At 65.5% G+C, this 17,813-nt stretch carries 16 protein-coding genes; 5 read left to right on the top strand and 11 right to left on the bottom strand.

Features of this window, described 5'->3' with window-relative positions:
* Positions 1-32: 32 nt before the first annotated feature.
* The 5 genes from CCC_RS07365 to CCC_RS07345 are packed head-to-tail and all read right to left on the bottom strand — an operon-like array spanning position 33 to position 3,301.
* Positions 33-455: a DUF420 domain-containing protein gene (locus CCC_RS07365; RefSeq protein ID WP_009869004.1), complete on the bottom strand. Its 423-nt coding sequence runs from the start codon at positions 453-455 to the stop codon at positions 33-35.
* A gap of 7 nt (positions 456-462) precedes the next feature.
* A complete protein-coding gene (locus CCC_RS07360) occupies positions 463-1,692 on the bottom strand; it encodes an anion transporter (protein WP_009869005.1) in 1,230 nt (409 codons plus the stop codon).
* 45 nt (positions 1,693-1,737) lie between these two features.
* Positions 1,738-2,496: an SDR family NAD(P)-dependent oxidoreductase gene (locus tag CCC_RS07355; protein ID WP_009869006.1), complete on the bottom strand. Its 759-nt coding sequence runs from the start codon at positions 2,494-2,496 to the stop codon at positions 1,738-1,740.
* Entirely contained in the window at positions 2,493-2,861 is a 369-nt protein-coding gene (locus CCC_RS07350; protein ID WP_009869007.1) for a HepT-like ribonuclease domain-containing protein, read from the bottom strand. The genes CCC_RS07355 and CCC_RS07350 overlap by 4 nt, the downstream gene beginning before the upstream one ends.
* Positions 2,858-3,301 carry a nucleotidyltransferase family protein gene (locus CCC_RS07345; RefSeq protein WP_009869008.1) on the bottom strand — a complete coding sequence of 148 codons (444 nt, stop codon included), beginning with the start codon at positions 3,299-3,301 and terminating at the stop codon, positions 2,858-2,860. The genes CCC_RS07350 and CCC_RS07345 overlap by 4 nt, the downstream gene beginning before the upstream one ends.
* Before the next feature lie 103 nt (positions 3,302-3,404).
* On the opposite strand from CCC_RS07345, the gene CCC_RS07340 reads away from it, so the two are divergent.
* Positions 3,405-4,304: a YicC/YloC family endoribonuclease gene (locus CCC_RS07340; RefSeq protein WP_009869009.1), complete on the top strand. Its 900-nt coding sequence runs from the start codon at positions 3,405-3,407 to the stop codon at positions 4,302-4,304.
* Between the two features lie 5 nt (positions 4,305-4,309).
* Positions 4,310-4,954, top strand: coding sequence for a guanylate kinase (gene gmk, locus CCC_RS07335; protein ID WP_009869010.1), 645 nt, complete (start codon positions 4,310-4,312; stop codon positions 4,952-4,954).
* Between the two features lie 146 nt (positions 4,955-5,100).
* Here the strand turns inward: gmk and CCC_RS07330 are convergent, their stop codons facing one another.
* The 3 genes from CCC_RS07330 to CCC_RS07320 all read right to left on the bottom strand — a co-directional run bounded on the left by CCC_RS07330 (position 5,101) and on the right by CCC_RS07320 (position 9,511).
* Positions 5,101-5,370, bottom strand: a complete 270-nt coding sequence (locus CCC_RS07330; RefSeq protein WP_009869011.1) for a hypothetical protein — start codon at positions 5,368-5,370, stop codon at positions 5,101-5,103.
* A gap of 216 nt (positions 5,371-5,586) precedes the next feature.
* Positions 5,587-7,272: a methyl-accepting chemotaxis protein gene (locus tag CCC_RS07325; protein ID WP_041040610.1), complete on the bottom strand. Its 1,686-nt coding sequence runs from the start codon at positions 7,270-7,272 to the stop codon at positions 5,587-5,589.
* 211 nt (positions 7,273-7,483) lie between these two features.
* Positions 7,484-9,511 (bottom strand): elongation factor G, encoded by a 2,028-nt coding sequence (locus CCC_RS07320; protein ID WP_009869013.1) that lies wholly within the window; start codon positions 9,509-9,511, stop codon positions 7,484-7,486.
* A 192-nt stretch (positions 9,512-9,703) separates the two neighbouring features.
* Between CCC_RS07320 and CCC_RS07315 the strand changes: the two genes are divergently transcribed.
* Both CCC_RS07315 and CCC_RS07310 read left to right on the top strand, forming a co-directional pair.
* Entirely contained in the window at positions 9,704-10,483 is a 780-nt protein-coding gene (locus CCC_RS07315) for an enoyl-CoA hydratase-related protein (RefSeq protein ID WP_009869014.1), read from the top strand.
* A 2-nt stretch (positions 10,484-10,485) separates the two neighbouring features.
* Entirely contained in the window at positions 10,486-11,592 is a 1,107-nt protein-coding gene (locus tag CCC_RS07310) for a CaiB/BaiF CoA transferase family protein (protein WP_009869015.1), read from the top strand.
* A 228-nt stretch (positions 11,593-11,820) separates the two neighbouring features.
* Here the strand turns inward: CCC_RS07310 and CCC_RS07305 are convergent, their stop codons facing one another.
* A complete protein-coding gene (locus CCC_RS07305) occupies positions 11,821-14,007 on the bottom strand; it encodes a tetratricopeptide repeat protein (RefSeq protein ID WP_041040607.1) in 2,187 nt (728 codons plus the stop codon).
* 179 nt (positions 14,008-14,186) lie between these two features.
* On the opposite strand from CCC_RS07305, the gene CCC_RS07300 reads away from it, so the two are divergent.
* Complete coding sequence (locus tag CCC_RS07300; RefSeq protein WP_041040605.1) at positions 14,187-15,872, top strand: sensor histidine kinase; 1,686 nt, start codon at positions 14,187-14,189, stop codon at positions 15,870-15,872.
* Here the strand turns inward: CCC_RS07300 and CCC_RS07295 are convergent.
* Complete coding sequence (locus tag CCC_RS07295) at positions 15,869-17,212, bottom strand: hypothetical protein (protein ID WP_009867152.1); 1,344 nt, start codon at positions 17,210-17,212, stop codon at positions 15,869-15,871. The genes CCC_RS07300 and CCC_RS07295 overlap by 4 nt on opposite strands.
* A gap of 165 nt (positions 17,213-17,377) precedes the next feature.
* On the bottom strand, positions 17,378-17,813 hold a 436-nt coding region (locus CCC_RS07290), incomplete at its 5' end, for an integrase core domain-containing protein (RefSeq protein WP_041040603.1).

The raw sequence follows: 17,813 nt of genomic DNA, 5'->3' as shown, positions 1-17,813 counted from the left end.
ACCCGCCTCCGCGCCCGCGGTTGCTCCGCGGATCAGATGTATAAATGATACAGCATAAGATACACGACGATGCCGGTAATGGATACGTAAAGCCACAAAGGCAAGGTCCAGCGGGCGATTTTCGGATGCAGGTCGAAGCGGCCTTTGAGCGCGCGCAGCAAGGTCAGGACGACCAGGGGCGTGACCAGGGCCGCCAGCAGAACATGGCTGATCAGCAAGGCGTAGTAGACGGGCCGCACCAGCCCCGTTCCCCGGAACACGAAGATGGGGGCGGCGAAGTGATAGACCACATAAAACACCAGGAACAGGGCCGAAGCCCCCACCGCGCCCAGCATGGCCTTGCGGTGGCTGTCCTTGCGGCCCGCGCGGATATGTATGAATCCGCTCACCAGGAAACCCAGCGACACCGCATTGAGCAAGGCCGTGATATGGGGCAGGGTTCCGGCGGCGGTCATGGGGCTTCTACCATGTCATCCAGCCGCCCAGGCGCAGCCAGACGATGGCGATGGCCATGGTCACCAGGGTCATGGGAATGCCCGCGCGGGCGAAATCGCCGAAGGACAGACGGCAACCGGCCCCGGCGGCGCGCTCGGCCACGATGATATTGGCCATGCTGCCCACCAGCAGGAAATTGCCCGCCAAGGTCGACAGCAGGGCAAGACCGGTCAGCGCCCCGGTATCGGGGGTGGGCCACACCGCCAGGATCAGCATCACGGCAGGCACATTGCCGATGGAGTTAGACGCCACCAGCGCCACCGGCACCATGGCCTTGAGCGAATCGGGGAACAATCCGTTCTCGGCCAGCCAATTGACCCAGTGTCGCGCCAGATCGGTGTCGGCGAAGGCGCCGGTCACCACGAACAGGCAGGCGAACAGCAGCAACAGATGCCAATCCACCAGACCGATCATCTCGCGCGAGCACATGCGGCGGCTGGCCAGCAGCAGGGCGGCGATGACCATGGCGCCCACTTCGCGCGGCAAGGGGGCGGCGAACAGCAAGGCCAGAACGGCCAGCGCGATGCCGCCCTTGACGGCCTGCCAGCGATGCCCCTCGGCCGGAGGATGGGCCGCCACCGGTTCGGGAACCGCATCCAGTTCCCGCTGCCAGATCCAGGCGACGCAGGCATAGACCGCCACCAGCGACAGGGCGGCAGGAACGGCGCAGGCGGCCAGGAAATTCCAGAAATCCAGACCGCCCACCTGTCCGATCAGGATGTTCTGGGGATTGCCGATCAGGGTGGCGGCGCTGCCCGCATTGGCGGCGCCCACCAGCCCCAGCAGATAGGGGCGCGGATCGAGGCCGCGCCGCCGGATACCCTCGGCGATGATCGGAGTCATGGCGAAGCAGACCACGTCATTGGCCAGCACCGCCGACAGCCCGCCCGACACCGCCACCACCAGACCCAGCAGACGCCGGGCCGATCCGGGCGATTCCGCCACTCTTTGCGCCACGGCGCCATAGACGCCCGCCAGTTGGAACTGGGCCGAGACGATCATCAGGGCGAACAGCAGCAGCAAGGTGGGCACGTCGATGGACGAGCCCATGGCCTTGACGCCCACCTTGCCCGAAACCAGCAACACCACCACCGCCAGCAAGGCGATGCCGGTGCGATCAAGCCTCAAACCCGGAACCGACCCGAAGGCCATGCCGAGATAGGTGAGGAAGAAGACGGCGATGACGAAATTATCCATACCTTCCCTTATGGCCTTTCACGGAGGCCTCGGCAAGTCCCTGCGCTACTTCCGGGGCAGGCCGCCCGCGATACGATCCATAAGCGCACTGGGCAAGCAACCCGCCAACCTGGCCATCACATGCATGGGCCAGGGAAAGGCGATGCGGCCCCGGTTGCCCGCCAGCCCACGGGCCATGATGCGGCTGGCCCGCTCCACATCCATCAGGAAGGGCATGGAAAACCGGTTCACCGCCGTCATGGGCGTTTTCACGAAGCCGGGGCAGATCACCGAGACGCCGACGCCAAGGGGCGCCAGTTCCCCGCGCAAGGACTCGCCCCAGACCCTCACCGCCGCCTTCGACGCGCAATAGGCGGGCGCGCCGGGGAAACCCCGGAAGCTGGCCAGGGAACTCATGATGCCGATCTGGCCCCGGTGGCGCTCCTTGAGAAAGGCAATGGCGGGCAGGACCGTGTTGAAGACGCCATCCACATTGGTGGCGAAGATAGCGCGCGTCTGCGCCTCGGTCTCGCCCCGGCCCCCGGTTCCCGCTGAGATTCCCGCATTGGCGATAATCAGGTCCAAAGGCCGGATAGCCTCCGAAGACTCCACCCAGCGCGCGGTGGCGGCCCGGTCGGTGACGTCCACCGGAGCGGTATAAACCTCCGAGCCCCGCGCCCGGCACTGCCCGGCCACCTCATCCAGACGGCCCAGGTCGCGTCCCGACAGATGAAGGGTGATTCCGGGCGCCGCGAAAACCCGCGCCAGTCCGGCCCCCAGGCCGGAAGACGCGCCGGTGATCAGGATGGAGGTAAAGCCGCTCATCCGCCGTTGCCATTCCCATTGCCGTTGCGCTCGGCCAGCAGGGCGCGCAGCGGTCCCAGGAGCGGCGGCAGATCGTGGCGCGCGGTATCGAAGATGATGGAGGGGTCCACCGAATGGTATTCGTGCACCAGGATGTTGCGCATCTCGGACATGCGGCTCCAGGGGATATCGGGGTGGCGCTCGATGACATTGAAGGGGACGCGCTTGGCCGCCTCGCCGATAATTTCCAGATTGCGGATTACCGCATCCACGGTGCGCTCATCGGCGACGAAGCGGCGGTCGTCCATGCCCTCGGTATAGCGCCGGATGCGCTCGATGGCCTCGATCATATCCTCGATACGGACCCGCCAATCCTTGAAGGTCACCGTCTTGCGTCTCCCTCGCCATAGACCAGCATGCATTCCTCCAAGATGCGCTTTTTCAGGCGCGGCTTGATATTGCCCGAGGTGATGAGATCCACCGGGCGTCCCAGGAGGCCTTCCAGGGCGTGCTTCAGTTCCACATAGGCGAACAGACCGCCGGGCCTGCCAGGAAAGAAGTCCACCATCAGGTCAATATCGCTGGTGGGCTTGGCCTCCTCGCGCACCACCGAGCCGAACAGGAACAGGGCCTTGACCCCGAAGCGGTCCATGATATCGGGACGCGACCGCAGACGGCTGATGACCTCGTCGCGAAGGGCGGGGCTGCGGCGGCGCGAGATGCGCCCGGCATAGGCCTTGACCGCATCGGCCTTGTCGGCGGGCACGCGCACCACGATCTCGATGACGTTGGGGCGGCCGCGTTCGGGGCGTCGTCTTTCCTTCATGGGGTAAAGTCTATCCCCGCCCGCAGATCGGGGAAAGCGCGGTTGTTGCTCAGGCCCGGCAAGGCTATAAATCCCCCTGACATTTTCGCAAGGAGGCTCCCCTTTGACCGTCGCCAGCATGACCGGCTATGCCCGGGCCGAAGGCCGCGACACCCAGGGCTCTTGGGTGTGGGAAGGCAAAAGCGTCAACGGGCGCGGCCTGGAACTGCGGTGCAAGTCGGCGCCGGGCTATGACGGTCTGGAAGTGGCGGCCCGCGAGGCGGCGGCCAAGCGCCTGAAGCGCGGCAATGTCCAGATCTCGCTCACCGTGCGCTCCGAGACCGAACAATCCCAGATCCGCGTCAACGAGGCCATGCTGGAACAATTGCTGGGCATCTGCCGCCAGTGGCAGGGCCGCTTCCCCGAGATCACGCCCGCCCGCATGGACGGATTGCTGGCCATCAAGGGCGTGCTGGAACCGGTGACCGAGGCCGAGACCGGCGATGCCGACACCTTGCGCGCCGCCCGCGAGGGCGCCATGAAGGCCTCGCTGGAGGCCATGCTCGACCAGTTGGCCGCCATGCGTCAGGTGGAAGGTACTCGCATCGGCGCCGTGCTGACCGCGCAGTTGGATGAGATCGCCACCCTGTCGGCCAAGGCGGGTGAATGCGCCGTGCTGCGCCCCGAAGCGGTGCGCGAACGCCTGCGCGCCCAGGTGGCTCAGGTGCTCGACGCCGCGCCGACCCTGGCCGAGGACCGCATCGCCCAGGAAGTGGCGCTGATCGCCGTCAAGGCCGATGTGCGCGAAGAACTGGACCGTCTGGCCGCCCATGTGGCCGCCGCCCGCGATCTGCTGGCCCAGGGCGGTGCCATCGGCCGCAAGCTGGACTTCCTGGCCCAGGAGTTCAACCGCGAGGCCAACACGCTGTGCTCCAAATCATCGGACGTGGAACTGACCCGCGTCGGACTCGACCTCAAAGCCGTCATCGACCAGTTCAAAGAGCAGGTCCAGAATATCGAGTAGGAATCATGACCGATACCCTTCCCACCGTCAGCCGCCGTGGTCTCATGCTGGTGATGTCGTCGCCTTCGGGCGCGGGCAAGACCACCATCTCGCGCGCCCTGCTCGAACGCGACCCGGCCATCGGCATGTCGGTCTCGGCCACCACGCGGGCGCCGCGCCCCGGCGAGGTGGACGGCAAGGACTACCACTTCGTCACCGTCGAGAAATTCCACGAGATGGTGGAACAGCGGGAATTCCTGGAACACGCCCGCGTCTTCGACAATTTCTATGGCACGCCCAGGGGGCCGGTGGACGCCATCCTGCGGTCGGGCCGCGACGTGCTGTTCGATATCGACTGGCAGGGCACCCAGCAGATGGCCCAGAACGCGCGGGCCGATCTGGTCTCGGTCTTCGTCCTGCCGCCCTCGGTGGAGGAGTTGGAGCGCCGCCTCAGGGGCCGCGCCCAGGATTCCGACGAGGTGGTGAAGAAGCGCATGTCCAAGGCCGGCGACGAGATGAGCCACTGGCCGGAATACGATTACATCGTGGTCAATGTGGATCTGGACAAATCCATCGCCGCCGTCCAGGCCATCCTGGCCGCCGAGCGCTTAAAGCGCGACCGTCTGGTGGGCTTGCCCGACTTCGTCACCCGGTTGCGGGGCGAGGAGTAACCCTCGCCAGCTATTATTCCTGTCATCCCGAGCGTAGCCGAGGGATCTCCGTCTGCTGCGGCGATACCGATTTCCGAAACGCCGTGCCGGGATGAGATCCCTCCTCCCGATGGTCGTTCGGGATGACAGATCCAGGTTTGGTTAAATCAGTGCCCGCAGGAACACCCGCTGCCGCACTCTTCCTCCTTGTCCTGGGGCTGATCGCCGACGCGGAAGATGGCGCCGGGATAGATGCGGGCGACGCGGCCCGAATGGGTGACCTCGACGCAGTTCTGCCCCTCGTCGTCGGTCAGCATCTCCATGCCAAGATCGCCCCGTTCGATGGCGGCGACCACGTCGCCGTCGGAGAGTTCGAACGCCTTGGCGATGGAGCCGATCAGGGCGGCGATCTCTTCGAACATCTCACGGTTTTCCATGGGCGCGTCCTTTCCAAAGCGGCGTGGCACCGCTCTATAGCACCACGCCGCCGGAAATATCCAGCCCCCGCACCAAACTGCCGTGAGCAAGTCTCATGGCAGTTTGGTTAGGCCCAACGGGCCGCGCCGCTTATGCGGCGGAAGGCAAGGGCGCAAAGCGCCCGCCCGCCGGTTGAGGGCGTTGCGGTGATCGCCTTCGATCTCCGCAAATTAATATCAGCCGTTGCGGACCTTGGCCACGAAGTCGCCCACCGAACGGTGCAGCACCGTCGATTCCGCCGTCAGGCGTTTGGCCGAGCCGAGCACGGTCTGCGCGGCGGCGCCGGTTTCGCCCGCCGCCGAGGTGACGCCGGAGATGTTGGAGGAAACCTCCTGGGTGCCGCGCGCCGCTTCTTCCACATTGCGGGCGATTTCCTGGGTGGCGGCCGATTGCTGCTCCACCGCCGAGGCGATGGCGGACGCGATCTCGTCGATGCGGCCGATGGTGGCGCTGACCGAGTGAATGGCCTGGACCGCGCGGCCGGTCTCGGTCTGAACCGAGGTGATCTGCTGGCCGATCTCGTCGGTGGCGCGCGCGGTCTGGTTGGCGAGGTTCTTGACCTCGTTGGCGACCACGGCGAAGCCCTTTCCGGCCTCGCCCGCCCTTGCGGCCTCGATGGTGGCGTTGAGCGCCAGCAGATTGGTCTGGGCGGCGATATCGTTGATCAGGCTGATCACCTCACCGATGCGGCCCGCCGCTTCCGACAGACCGCGCACGATGGCGTCGGAATGGGCGGCTTCTTCCACCGCATTACGGGCAACCTTGGCGGATTCGCTGACCTGACGGCCGATTTCGGAGACGGAAGACGACAATTCCTCGGTGGCGGCGGCCACGGTCTGGACATTGGCGGCGGCCTGCTCCGAGGCGGCGGCCACGGCGGCGGCCTGGGCGGACACCTGACCGGCCAGGGCCGACATGGTCTGGGCCGTATGCTCCAACTCGTCCGAAGCCCCAGCCACGTTGTCCACCACATGAGAGACGCCGGATTCGAACTCACCAGCCAGACGGTTCATTTCGGCCTTATGATCAGCAAAGGCCTTGGCCTTGGCGGCTTCGGACTCGGCCTCCAGGCGCTTCTTGTCCAAAGCGTTCTGCTTGAACACCTGGACCGAGCGGGCGATGTCGCCCACCTCGTCCTTACGATCCTGCCCCGAGACCTCCACCGAGGTGTCGTCTTGGGCCAGACGTTCCATGACCCGAATGGACTCGGCCACGGGGACGCTGATGGAACGGCCGATCACCAGGGTCAGGACGACACCCAGCAGGGCGCCGATCAGGCCCACGGCCAAGGCCCAGGTCTTGGAGACCGCGTAGGAATCCTCGGCGGCGGAAAATTCTTCCTTAGAGACGCGGACCTGAAGATCGAGCAGGGCCCGTAAGGTCTCGGTCATATCGGCGAAGGACTTGCTTCCCTCGGTCTCGACGATGGCCTTGGCCTGGTCGCGGTTGCCCGCCTTCAGCGCGGTGAACAGGCGGCCGCGAATTTCACGGTAGGCGGCGATCTGAAGCGACAGGCGATCGGCCAGAACCTTTTCCTCGGGCGTCAGGGTGGTGCCGATATAGTCCTTCCACTCCTTATCCACGGCAGCATCGTGCTTGGCGATCGCGGCGATATTGGGCGCCCGCTCCGCCTCCGTCTCCTGCGCCATGGCGAAGAGGACATTCTGGCGCATGCGATACATGGAATCGAGAATGGTGGACAGTTGGCCCAGACAGACGACCCGGTCGTCATACATGGACTTCATGCGATCATGAATGCCGCCAATTCCGCTCAGCCCGACCCCGGCCACCACGGCAACCACGGCAACCATCAACACCGTCAGCACGGAAAGCCGCGCCGAAATTCGCAAATTCGTCAGCATGAAACGACCCCCAACACCACAACAGCTTACGCGATGCGCAAGATCCCCTCTTGCGTATCACAACAGAAAGCCTAGGCGGTTTTACCTATTCCGTAAAGCATAATTGCGATGATTTTAGACGCATTGTTGCGCTGCCTGACATTTGGGCAGCAAAGAGGGGCGCGTCATGCGGCGCGCCCCTCTCTTGTCCTCGCCATCTAGCCCCGACCACTCAGGCGTTGGCCAGGGCCTCCTTGCGGGCTTCCACCACCTTGTCGGCGACCCGGCCGGAGATTTCCTGCAGGTGGTCGAACGTCCACGAGAACGTCCCCACCCCCATGGTGAGCGAGCGCAATTCAACGATCAGATCGTCCATCTCGGCCTGGGGCAGATAGGCCGAAACCGCGTCCCAGCCTTGCCAGCCTTCCTTGGCGTCATAGCCGAGAATCTGGCCACGGCGTCCCGAGACGATGCGCTGGGCCTTGGCGGTGAAGTCGGAGGGCACCGAGATTTCCACGGCCAGGACCGGCTCCAGCAGGACCGGATCGCATTGGGGCATGCCCTCGCTCATGGCGATGCGGGCCGCCGTCTTGAAGGCCATGTCGGAACTGTCCACCGCGTGGTAGCTGCCTGAAGTGAGCGTGACCTGCAAATCCACCACCGGGAAGCCGAAGGGGCCCTGGTGCAGGAATTCGGCGACGCCTTCTTCCACGGAAGGGATGTACTGACGCGGCACCACGCCGCCCACGATCTTGTCGACGAAGTGGAAGCCCGAGCCCCGAGGCAGCGGCGCGATGTCGATATGAATGTCGCCGAACTGGCCGTGGCCGCCCGACTGCTTCTTGTGACGGCCATGCACCGAGGTGGATTTGCGGATGGTTTCCTTATAGGGAACCGTCGGCTTTTTGGTTACCACGGCCATGTTGAAGCGACTCTTCAGCCGGTCGATGGCCACCTGAAGATGGATCTCGCCCTGGCCGCGCAGGATCTGCTCGCCGAACTCGCCGTGATCGAGCGACAGCGAGGGGTCCTCCTCGGCCAGCTTGGCGATGGCGCCGGTCAGCTTGACGTCGTCGCCCTTCTTTTCGGCGGCCAGCGCGAAGGCAAAAAGCGGCGACAAAGGCTCGGGCCAGGCGGCCATCGCGGCCTCGGCCCCGCCGATCAGCGCGCCGGTGGCCACGCCGTCCAGACGGCCAAAGGCGCAGACATCGCCCAGACCGGCCTTGGCGACCTTGGTGGGCGTGCCGCCGGTCATGACATAGAGGCCGCCGATGCGCCCCACATCCAGGGACTGGTTGTCGGCGAACTCACCCCGCCAGACGCGCGAGAAGCTGAGCTTGCCCGTATGGGCGGCATGCACCGTCTTGAACACACCGGCCAGCGGGCCGCCTTCGGCCTTGATGCCCAGCCGCGCGGCGGTGGCCTTGGGACCGGGCGCGTCGTGGCGCAGGGCCTTCAGCAGGCGATGGATGCCGCCGTCATTTTCCGCCGAGCCGAAGAACACCGGCACGATCAGGTCACCGGTCAGGTCCTTGCCCAGATCGTCATAGATCTCGTCGGCGGGCGGCTGGATATCTTCCAGCAGTTCTTCCATCAGGTGGTCGTCGAAATCGGCCAGATGCTCCAGCATTTCCTGGCGCGCCGCGCTTTCCTCGCCCTTCAGGGCATCGGGGATCTTGATCACGGCGGAGGTCTGGCCGGGGCGGTACTTATAGGCCCGCTCGCTGACCAGATCGATATAGCCGGTCACCGCATCACCTTCGCGGATGGGAATCTCGCGCATGATCAAGGGCCGGTCGGACACGGCCTGCAGGGCTTCCAGGGTTTCCTTGAGGCGCGTCCCTGCCGTATCGATCTTGTTGACGAACAAGAGATGGGGAATCTTGTGCTGATCCAGGAATTTCAGCACCGGGGCGACCATCACGGCGCGGGCGGGATCGGGTTCGCACACCACCACCGCCACATCGACCGCCATCAGGGCATTGTAGGAATCCTGCTGGAACTCCACCGAACCGGGACAGTCGATGAAGGTCCACTTCTCGCCGAGATAATCGGCGCTGGCCATATTGGGCTCGACGCTCATCAGGCGGGCGCGGGCTTCGGGACTGGCATCGCCGATTGTGGTGCCATCCTTGATGCGGCCCTGGCGCCCTATGGCGCCGCAGGCGAACAGCATGGCTTCGAGCAGACTGGTCTTGCCACTGGCGAAAGGCCCGACCAGGGCGCAGGCGCGAGGCAGGGAAGGAGACTTGGACGTCATGGACCCTCCGGAATTTCTTGGCTTGAACAGGCGCCGGAACCCCCTGCGCCCAGCCCTGCCATGGTTTCAGTCAATGACGCCCCTGGCAACAGGAAATGGCGCGCGCCGGTCACAAGCCAGCGCTGCTTGCATCTTGGTTGATTCCCGTCTGGCGTGGTTTACTGAAGGCTCCGCCGAGGGGAAGGGGAAACCATGACCGATCACATCCATGTCAAGATCAGCGGGGCCGTTGCTTTCGTGACGCTGAACCGTCCGGAACTGCACAACGCCCTGGACGAGCAGATGGTGGGCAATCTGGCCCAGACCTTCCAGAAACTTTCCGTCGCCGAGGCGGTGCGCCTCGTGGTGATCGAGGGACGCGGCCCCAGCTTCTGCGCCGGCGGTGATATCGGCTGGACACGGGCCATGCTGGACCAGGATGCCGAGGAGGTCAGCCGCAGCGCCATGCAGATGGCGGTGATGCTGGACGCCATCGACCGCTGCGCCAAGCCGGTGATCGCCAAGGTCCAGGGCGCCGCGCTGGGCATGGGCGCCGGTATCGTCGCCGTGGCCGACATGGTGGTCGCCGCCGACGATGCCAGCTTCTCGCTGCCCGAGGTCCGCGCCGGATTCTCGCCCACCCTGATCATGCCCCATCTGGCGGCGGCCATCGGCACGCGGGCCATGCGCCGCTATGTGCTGTCGGGGGAACGCTTCGACGCCCGCGAGGCGCTCCGCCTCGGTCTGGTCCACGCCGTGGTCGCCGCCGACAAGCTGGACGCCGCCCGCGACTTGATGGTCGACTCCTGCCTCAAAGGCGCGCCCAAGGCCCAAGCCGCCGCCAAGGACATGCTGCGCGTCATGGACGACAGCCCCGCCGGTCCCGATTTGATGCGCTATACCGTGGCCCAATTCGTCGAGGCCCGCGCCGGAGCCGAATGCCGCGAAGGCGTCACCGCGCTGACCGAGAAGAGAAAACCGAGCTGGAGCTGAATATGATCGCCGATTGTCTTGCCGGGCTGAAGGTCCTCGACCTCTCCATGTATATTCCCGGCCCTCTGGCCACTTTGTGGCTGTCCGATCTGGGCGCCGAAGTGATCAAGGTGGAAAGCCCGGCGGGCGATCCCATGCGCACCATGGGGCCGGTGGATGAGGACGGAACCACCGCCTTCTACAAGCTGGCCAATGCCAACAAGACCATCGTGACCCTGGATCTGAAATCCGCCGAGGGCAAGGCCCGCTTCGCCGAGATGGTCGCCAAGGCCGATGTGCTGCTGGAAGGCTTCCGCCCCGGCGTGCTGGACCGCCTGGGCTTCGGCCTCAAGCGCCTGCACGAGATCAATCCCCGTCTGGTCCATTGCGCCCTGTCGGGCTATGGCGGCACCGGCCCCTTCGCCACCCGGGCGGGCCACGACGTCACCTATCTGGCGGTCACCGGATTGCTGGCAGCCAGCGGCCCCGCCGAGCGCCCGGTCATGACCTTCCCGCCGCTCGCCGACCATGCGGGCGCCATGCTTGCGGTCAACGCCATCCTGGCCGCGCTGCTGAAGCGCTCCACGTCCGGCAAGGGCACCAGCATTGACATATCCTTGGCCGAGGCGGCGCTGTCCTGGATGGGCGGCGTGCTGACCATGGCGCATCGCTGGGGCGACCCGAAGCGCGAACATGACCTGATCAATGGCGGCGCCGCCTTCTACCGCATTTACAAGACCAAGGACGGCCGCTTCGCCGCCATCGCGGCCCTGGAGGAGAAGTTCTGGCAGTCGTTCTGCACCGCGCTGGACAAGCCTGAATGGCTTTCCCGCCAGGCCGAGCCCCTGCCCCAGACCGCGCTGATCGCCGAGATGGAGGCCCTGTTCGCCTCGCGCTCCCTGGCCGAGTGGACGGCGCTGCTCGAACCCGCCGACTGCACCTTCGAGCCGGTTCTCGAACCCCATGAAGTGGCGAACCACCCCCATCATCAGGCGCGCGGCTTCACCCATCTCAGCGAGCAGGGTCTGGTGGAAGTGGTCCTGCCCGTGTTGATGGATGGCGAGAGGCCTCGGCAACGTAGGCCCCTGGCCGAAAAGCCCGCCAAAATGGTGATCAGCGGATGGTCGTAAGAACAAATCATTGATAGAAATGACGACGGCGGGCCGGAATGAGCCGGTCCGCCGTCAAGGAGGGAAACGCATGATACGAATGCGCTTCCTCCTGGTGCTCAGGTTACCGTGGCGGATTCGCATCCGCCTCGCTCTGACCCGAGGCTAGGAGCGGCTGGCGGATGCAGGAACATCCGCCAGCTACCTCCCCTCACGCTAAACCATTCCGATCAAAAAATCCAGTTCCCGTCACTTTCCCGTTTTCAGCCAGGCCCTCAGATCCTCGGCCATGCGGGCCAGGGGCGTGTCCCAATCGCCGGGGGCGGGCTGGCGGTAAAGGGTCAGCGTCGGATACCACGGGCTGTCGTCGCGGTTTTGCATCCAGCGCCAGCAGCCGTCGAAACGCGACAGCAGCCAGACCGGCTTGCCCAGCGCGGCGGCCAGATGGGCGCTGGAGGTATCCACGCTGATCACCAGATCCAGGCCGCTGATCAGGGCAGCGGTATCGGCGAAATCGGTGATGCCCGAGGTCAGGTCGGTGATGCGCGGTTCATCCCTGGCCTGAAGCCCCTGCTTTCCCACCTGCAGACTGACGAAGGAAGCGCCGTCGACCGCCAAAACGGGCTCCAACTGTTTCAGCGCCAGTGACCGGCGGCGGTCGATCAGCGTGCATTCGATATCGTGGTCACGGGAATCGCCCGCCCAGACCAATCCGATGCGGGGGCCCGACGGCAGGCTGGCATTGAGACGCCTGGTCCAGGGCGCCAGCCGTTCGGGCGGCGGAGCCAGATAAGGAATCCCGGCCGGAATGGTGTCTGGCGTGGTGCCGAAGGCCATGGGCAGGCTCATCAGCGGCGATTGCAGGTCCACCGGCCCGGTCTCCTCGCCCACCGCCACCACCTTATGGATGCCGGGCATCTGGCGCAGCAATGAGACCAGGGCGGGCTGCACCTCGAGGATCACACGGGCGCCGCGCGCCGCCGCCAGGGCCGCGAAGCGGACGAATTGCAGCGTGTCGCCAAAGCCCTGCTCCGACCACAACAGCAGGGTCCGGCCTTGCAGGTCCTCGTCCCCCAGCCATTGGGGGATGCCCGCATGGCGCAGCTGCTCGGCCCGCTTGCGGTTGCCCCAGCGCGCCTCATACAAGGGCCAGCCTTCGGCGAAATTACCCAGCATCAGGCGGATGATGGCGCGGTGAAAGCGCACATCGTCGTTTTCCGGATTGGCCGCGCCCGCCGCGTCGAACTGCTCCTGGGCTTCTTCCATACGGCCCTGGGCATAAAGAGCCTGCCCCAAATTGGACAGCGGTATGGCGATTCCGGGCTGCAGCTCCACCACCCTGCGGCACAGAGCCTCGGCCTCCTCCGCCTTCCCCAGGCTGCCCAACAGGGCGGCCCGGTTGGACATGACCACGGGATCGTCAGGGCTGAGCCTTTCGGCGGCCTCGTAGCATTCGGCGGCGCGCTCCAACTCGCCCAGTTCCCGAAGCGCATTGCCCAGATTGTTCCACACCTCGGAATGATCGTGTTCGCGGGCCAGCAGCCTTTGATACAGCGCCACCGCCTCGGGCAGGCGACTCATCTCGTTCAAGGCATTAGCGGCGTCGAACAGATGGGCCACGCCGGCGCCTTCGATTCCTGCCAGCCGCAGATAGGTCTCGGCCGCCTGATCCCTACGCCCCAGGACCCGCAACTGGCGCGCCAGCACCAGCACGGCGGGCGGATAATTGGGCGCCAGTTCGACGGCGCGGTCAGCGTATTCCAGCGCCTCCTCCATGCGGCCGCGGGCCCGGATCACGTCGGAGGCGGCCACCAGGACGGGAGGGCTGTCAGGCGCCAGACGCAAGGCGCGGCACACCTCCACATCCGCCTCGGCGCCGTGCCCGGAGGCCAGCAGGGCACGGCCCAGATCGGCATGCAGGCTGGCCTCGCCCGGTCGCTCGGCCACGGCGCGGCGCAGCTTTTCCACTGCCTCGTCGCGGCGGCCCAGACGACCCAGCACACCGGCCATATTGGCCAGGGCCTCGACGAAATTGGGGCGAAGAGCCAGCGCATTGCGGTGAAAGGCCAGGGCTTCTTCCAATTGGCCGGTCTGGGCCAGGGTATTGCCCAGGCCGAACAGCGCTTCGGGAATCTCGGCGTTCAGGGCCAGGGCGCGGCGATAGGCGGCCTCGGCCTCGTCAAGACGCCGGACGCTGAACAGTGCATTGCCCAGATTGACGTGATAATCGGGAACCCGATCATTGGCGCGGATGGCTTCGGAAATCAGGTGGATGGCCAGATCGAACTGGCCCATCTGAGAGCAGGCGACCCCCAGCAGATGGTTGGCGCCCTCGTCATAGGGATTGGCAACCAGTATCCGCTGGTAGATCTCGACGGCTTCCAAAAGCTTGCCCGCCTGATGCAGCGCCACTGCCTTTGCGAAATCCTCGGCCAATATGGTTTCTCCACGACTCTTCCCGAGCCGAACCTTGGCATGGAGTTGACGGAGGTGGCAAGGCGGCACGGTGCAAGCCGCAAGGACAGCCGCAATGCATGCCGTTGTGCCTCTCGGGATATTGATCCTCATTTCCGCGCTGGTATGATGCCGCCCATGCGAAGTGAATGCACATAGCTATGCCGAACGACCAAGGCAAATGGCCCGCCTGGCGGCCCAGCACCTCCGCCGTGGGGTTGGGTGTGCTGGCCGTGCTGTTCATCATCGCCACATTCAGCGCCATGGCCCTGCAAAGGCGCAGCGATCTGATGCGCGACCGCCAGGTCAACAACGAGCGGCTGGTCGATTCCTTGGCCGAGCATACGGGCAGCATATTCCGGCAATCCTCGCTGGTCCTTGCCATGGTGGGCGAGCGCCTCGACCGCGAAACACGGCTTTCGCCCCATGACCCCGCCTTCAAGGAGTTCCTGGCCCATCTCCTGCTGCATGCCCCCATGGTGGCGGCCATCCGGGTCATCGCGCCCGAGGGACGCTATCTTCACTCCTATCCCGAACAGCCCCCGGCGGGGGCCGTGGTCGCGGACCGGGACTATCTCCTGGTCCATGGACAGGGCGGGAGCGGGATATTCCTGGGCAAGCCCATCATCAGCCGGGTCAACGGCAAGCGGGTCCTGCCGGTCAGCCGCGCCCACCGGACTCCGGATGGCAAGCTGGTGGCGGTAGTCGCCCTGATGATTCGTCTCGATCACCTGAACGAACAGTTCGAGTCCATCCGCCAGAAGCCCAACGGCGCCATCGCCCTGTTCAACACCGACGGCACCATGCTGAGCCGCGGCCCCCTCGACGAGACGATGATCGGCAAGGACTTCTCTCAAGGTCCGCTATTCCGGGAACAGCTCACAAAAGCCCAAGCGGGCAGCTATATCAATGTGGTGGCGACCGACGGCCAGTTGCGCCAGGCCAGCTACCGGGTGCTGGACGGTCTGCCAGCGGTGGTCGCCGTCTCCACCCTGCACGACGACACCATGGCCCAATGGAAGGGCTATGCGGCGACATTGCTGATCATCGCCATCCCGTTGGTCCTGGCGGCCATGACCATCACCTGGGCCATGCACCGCCAATTGGTGGCCCGCGAGAGCTTCGAGCGCCTGTTGGCGCGACGCGGCGCCGATCTGGAACTGGCCAATGAGGAACTGCGCCATATGGCGGAGATCTCCGCCCATCACCTGCAAGAACCGCTGCGCACCGTGCTGTCTTACGCCCAGTTGCTGGTGCGCAAGACCGGTAGCGGCGAGAATGGGGAAATTAACGAGTATCTGGGCTTTATCCGTTCCGGTATCGAGCGCATGAAGTCGCAGATGGATGCTTTGCAACGCTATCTCGGCGTATCGCAGATCCGCCCCCATGAGCCCGTATCCCTGTCGCGGGTGCTGGCCGAGACCATGGATCTGTTGGAGCCGCGCATCGCCATGGCCGAGGCCGAGATCAGGGCCCGGAACCTGCCCGACATCATGGGGGACCGCCAGCATCTGGCGGGGCTGTTCCACCACATGATCTCGGCCATCTTGGAGCGGCGGCGGCCCGACACCTATCAGAAGATCAGCCTCGGCGCCGAACGCGATGGCGAGATGTGGCACCTCCTGGTGCGTGCCGACAATACCGACATCGATTTCGGCGAGGGCGAAACCGTCTTCCCGCTCATGGGGCCCGGCAGCACCCCGGCCAGGGGACGCGGCCCCACGCTGAGCCTGGCCATCTGCCGCAAGGTGGCGCAGATCCACGGCGGCAAGATGTGGGGCGAAACCACCGAAGACGGCGAGGTCCGTCTGCATCTTCTGCTGCCGGTCGAGCAAATGCCCGGCTAACGCCCCGCCAGATCCACCAGGCGGGCGGGCGAGACCTCTCCCATGGACATGGGCTGGATCAACCGGGCGGCGGCGGCGCGTTCGACAGGGGTGAAGGTTCCCAGCGCCTTCAAGGCCTCGGCCTTGGCCTTGGGCCCAGCGTCGAAGCCGGTGGCCGACACGGCATGCCAGCGCGCCGCTTCGGCGCGGGCGGATACACCCCCTTGGGCTTCGCGGATCAGAGCCAGCAACTGAGCCGACGGCCCATGTCCGCGCCGGGCCGCCAGTTCGGCCCAGCCCCCCGCCCGGCCCAGCAGATCAGGCATCTTGGTCATTTCCATGGCCGTGTTCCGGACGGTGCGGCAAAGCCCGGTCAGGGCCTCGGTGCGGAAGGAGCCTGCGGGCAGCGCCTCGGCACCCGCCAGAAGGCGATCCATCCAGACCGGCGAGTCCGGGTTCACCGGGCTGAAATCCTTCTGGGCGAAGGGCATGTTGGACAGCCGGTCGCGCCGCGTGGCCGGATCGCTCAGCTTGGACAGCGACACGAAGGCGCCCGCCGGGTCGTCGGAACGGATACGCGCACCGTAAAGGACCAGCCCCGCCGCGTCGCGCCGCGACGGCAGGGTCAGGGCATCCACCTCGGGCTCCAGCAAGGCGGCCAGGGCCAGAGCCCCCTTGCGCGCCCGGCCCATGGCCAGGGATTCCAGCGCCACCAGCCCGGTTTCGAGACGCGTATCGGCATCGGGCAGCGCCGTGACCGCCGCAATGGCCTCGTCGGCGGCCCCATCGGCTTGGGGCAACCCATGCGCCGCCATCAGACCGGCGGCATGGGCCAGCAATCGGGCGCGCAAGGCAGGATCCGCCACCTGCGTCATCTCCAATGCGGCAGCCGGATTGCGGCGTTTGACCTCGGCATCGATGCGGTAACGGGCGATGGATTCGGTCATCTCGCGCACCAGGGCGGGATCGTCCACCGATTGCGGCAGCGCGGTCACCGCGTCGAGAAGGCGCAGCCCTTCGCCGTCATCGGCGGCGTCCAGCCCGTTCAGGCCGGGTTTGACGAAAACTTCGGCCAGTCTGGCCGCCTTCAGCTTATCGGCGGTCCAGAAAGCATCAGCACCGCAGGGCAGGCGGAAGGCCAAGGAATCACCCGCTGCGGCCCGTCCCGCGAACACCTTGCGCACGATCCCCGAGACGCGGCAGATATCGCCGGAAGGCTCCACCCCCGTCACCTCCACCTGCACATGGCCTTCGGCGGTCAAACGGCGCGCCACATAATTGCGCGCCTCCATCCCCGCCCCAGCCGCCAGGGCGGAAGCGGACGACAACAGCAGCAGGATCAGCGGAACCGCGCGCTTCATGACCTCTCCCCCGGCAATCACAGGCGGCAGCCTAGCCCAGGCAAAGCCTGCGTGGCTTGACTTGGGTCATGTGAATCAGACCGAACCCCGATGAGTTCGACTCATCGGGGTTCGGTTAGGCCCAAGGGTAATCCCCCCGTTTTTAACGGGGTTGGAACATAGAACTCACGCGGCCAATTTCAGTTTCTGGGCGGGTGTGATGCCGCCGATGGCCATATTGGGTCTGTCGTTGTTGTAGGTCCATAGCCAATCCGTGGCGTGATCTTGCACCTCCTGGATGGTTTCGAAGAGGAACTGGCCCAGCCATTCGTGGCGGACCGTCCGGTTGTAGCGCTCCACATAGGCGTTCTGCTGGGGCTTGCCGGGCTGGATATGCTGGAGAGCAATCCCTCGTTTTTCAGCCCATTTCATCAACGTGCCGCTGATGTATTCCGGGCCGTTATCGACCCGAATGGCTTTGGGGCTGCCACGCCATTCGATGATCCGGTTCAGCATGCGTACGACCCGTTCGGCGGGTAGCGAGAAATCCACCTCGATGCCGAGCCCTTCGCGGTTGAAGTCGTCGAGCACGTTGAGCAGCCTGAAGGCCCTCCCGTCCTCC

Source organism: Paramagnetospirillum magnetotacticum MS-1 (assembly GCF_000829825.1).
Taxonomy (GTDB): domain Bacteria; phylum Pseudomonadota; class Alphaproteobacteria; order Rhodospirillales; family Magnetospirillaceae; genus Phaeospirillum; species Phaeospirillum magnetotacticum.
The sequence above is the reverse complement of the archived record's forward strand: the minus strand, read 5'-3'. Positions and strand labels throughout refer to the sequence as shown.

Excerpts from the sequence above, each read along its gene's own strand:
- CCC_RS07320 (WP_009869013.1), bottom strand. The coding sequence starts at position 9,511 with ATGACGTCCAAGTCTCCTTCCCTGCCTCGCGCCTGCGCCCTGGTCGGG.
- CCC_RS07325 (WP_041040610.1), bottom strand. The coding sequence starts at position 7,272 with ATGCTGACGAATTTGCGAATTTCGGCGCGGCTTTCCGTGCTGACGGTG.
- gmk (WP_009869010.1), top strand. The coding sequence starts at position 4,310 with ATGACCGATACCCTTCCCACCGTCAGCCGCCGTGGTCTCATGCTGGTG.
- CCC_RS07300 (WP_041040605.1), top strand. The coding sequence starts at position 14,187 with ATGCCGAACGACCAAGGCAAATGGCCCGCCTGGCGGCCCAGCACCTCC.
- CCC_RS07355 (WP_009869006.1), bottom strand. The coding sequence starts at position 2,496 with ATGAGCGGCTTTACCTCCATCCTGATCACCGGCGCGTCTTCCGGCCTG.
- CCC_RS07330 (WP_009869011.1), bottom strand. The coding sequence starts at position 5,370 with ATGGAAAACCGTGAGATGTTCGAAGAGATCGCCGCCCTGATCGGCTCC.
- CCC_RS07360 (WP_009869005.1), bottom strand. The coding sequence starts at position 1,692 with ATGGATAATTTCGTCATCGCCGTCTTCTTCCTCACCTATCTCGGCATG.
- CCC_RS07345 (WP_009869008.1), bottom strand. The coding sequence starts at position 3,301 with ATGAAGGAAAGACGACGCCCCGAACGCGGCCGCCCCAACGTCATCGAG.
- CCC_RS07365 (WP_009869004.1), bottom strand. The coding sequence starts at position 455 with ATGACCGCCGCCGGAACCCTGCCCCATATCACGGCCTTGCTCAATGCG.
- CCC_RS07315 (WP_009869014.1), top strand. The coding sequence starts at position 9,704 with ATGACCGATCACATCCATGTCAAGATCAGCGGGGCCGTTGCTTTCGTG.
- CCC_RS07295 (WP_009867152.1), bottom strand. The coding sequence starts at position 17,212 with ATGAAGCGCGCGGTTCCGCTGATCCTGCTGCTGTTGTCGTCCGCTTCC.
- CCC_RS07310 (WP_009869015.1), top strand. The coding sequence starts at position 10,486 with ATGATCGCCGATTGTCTTGCCGGGCTGAAGGTCCTCGACCTCTCCATG.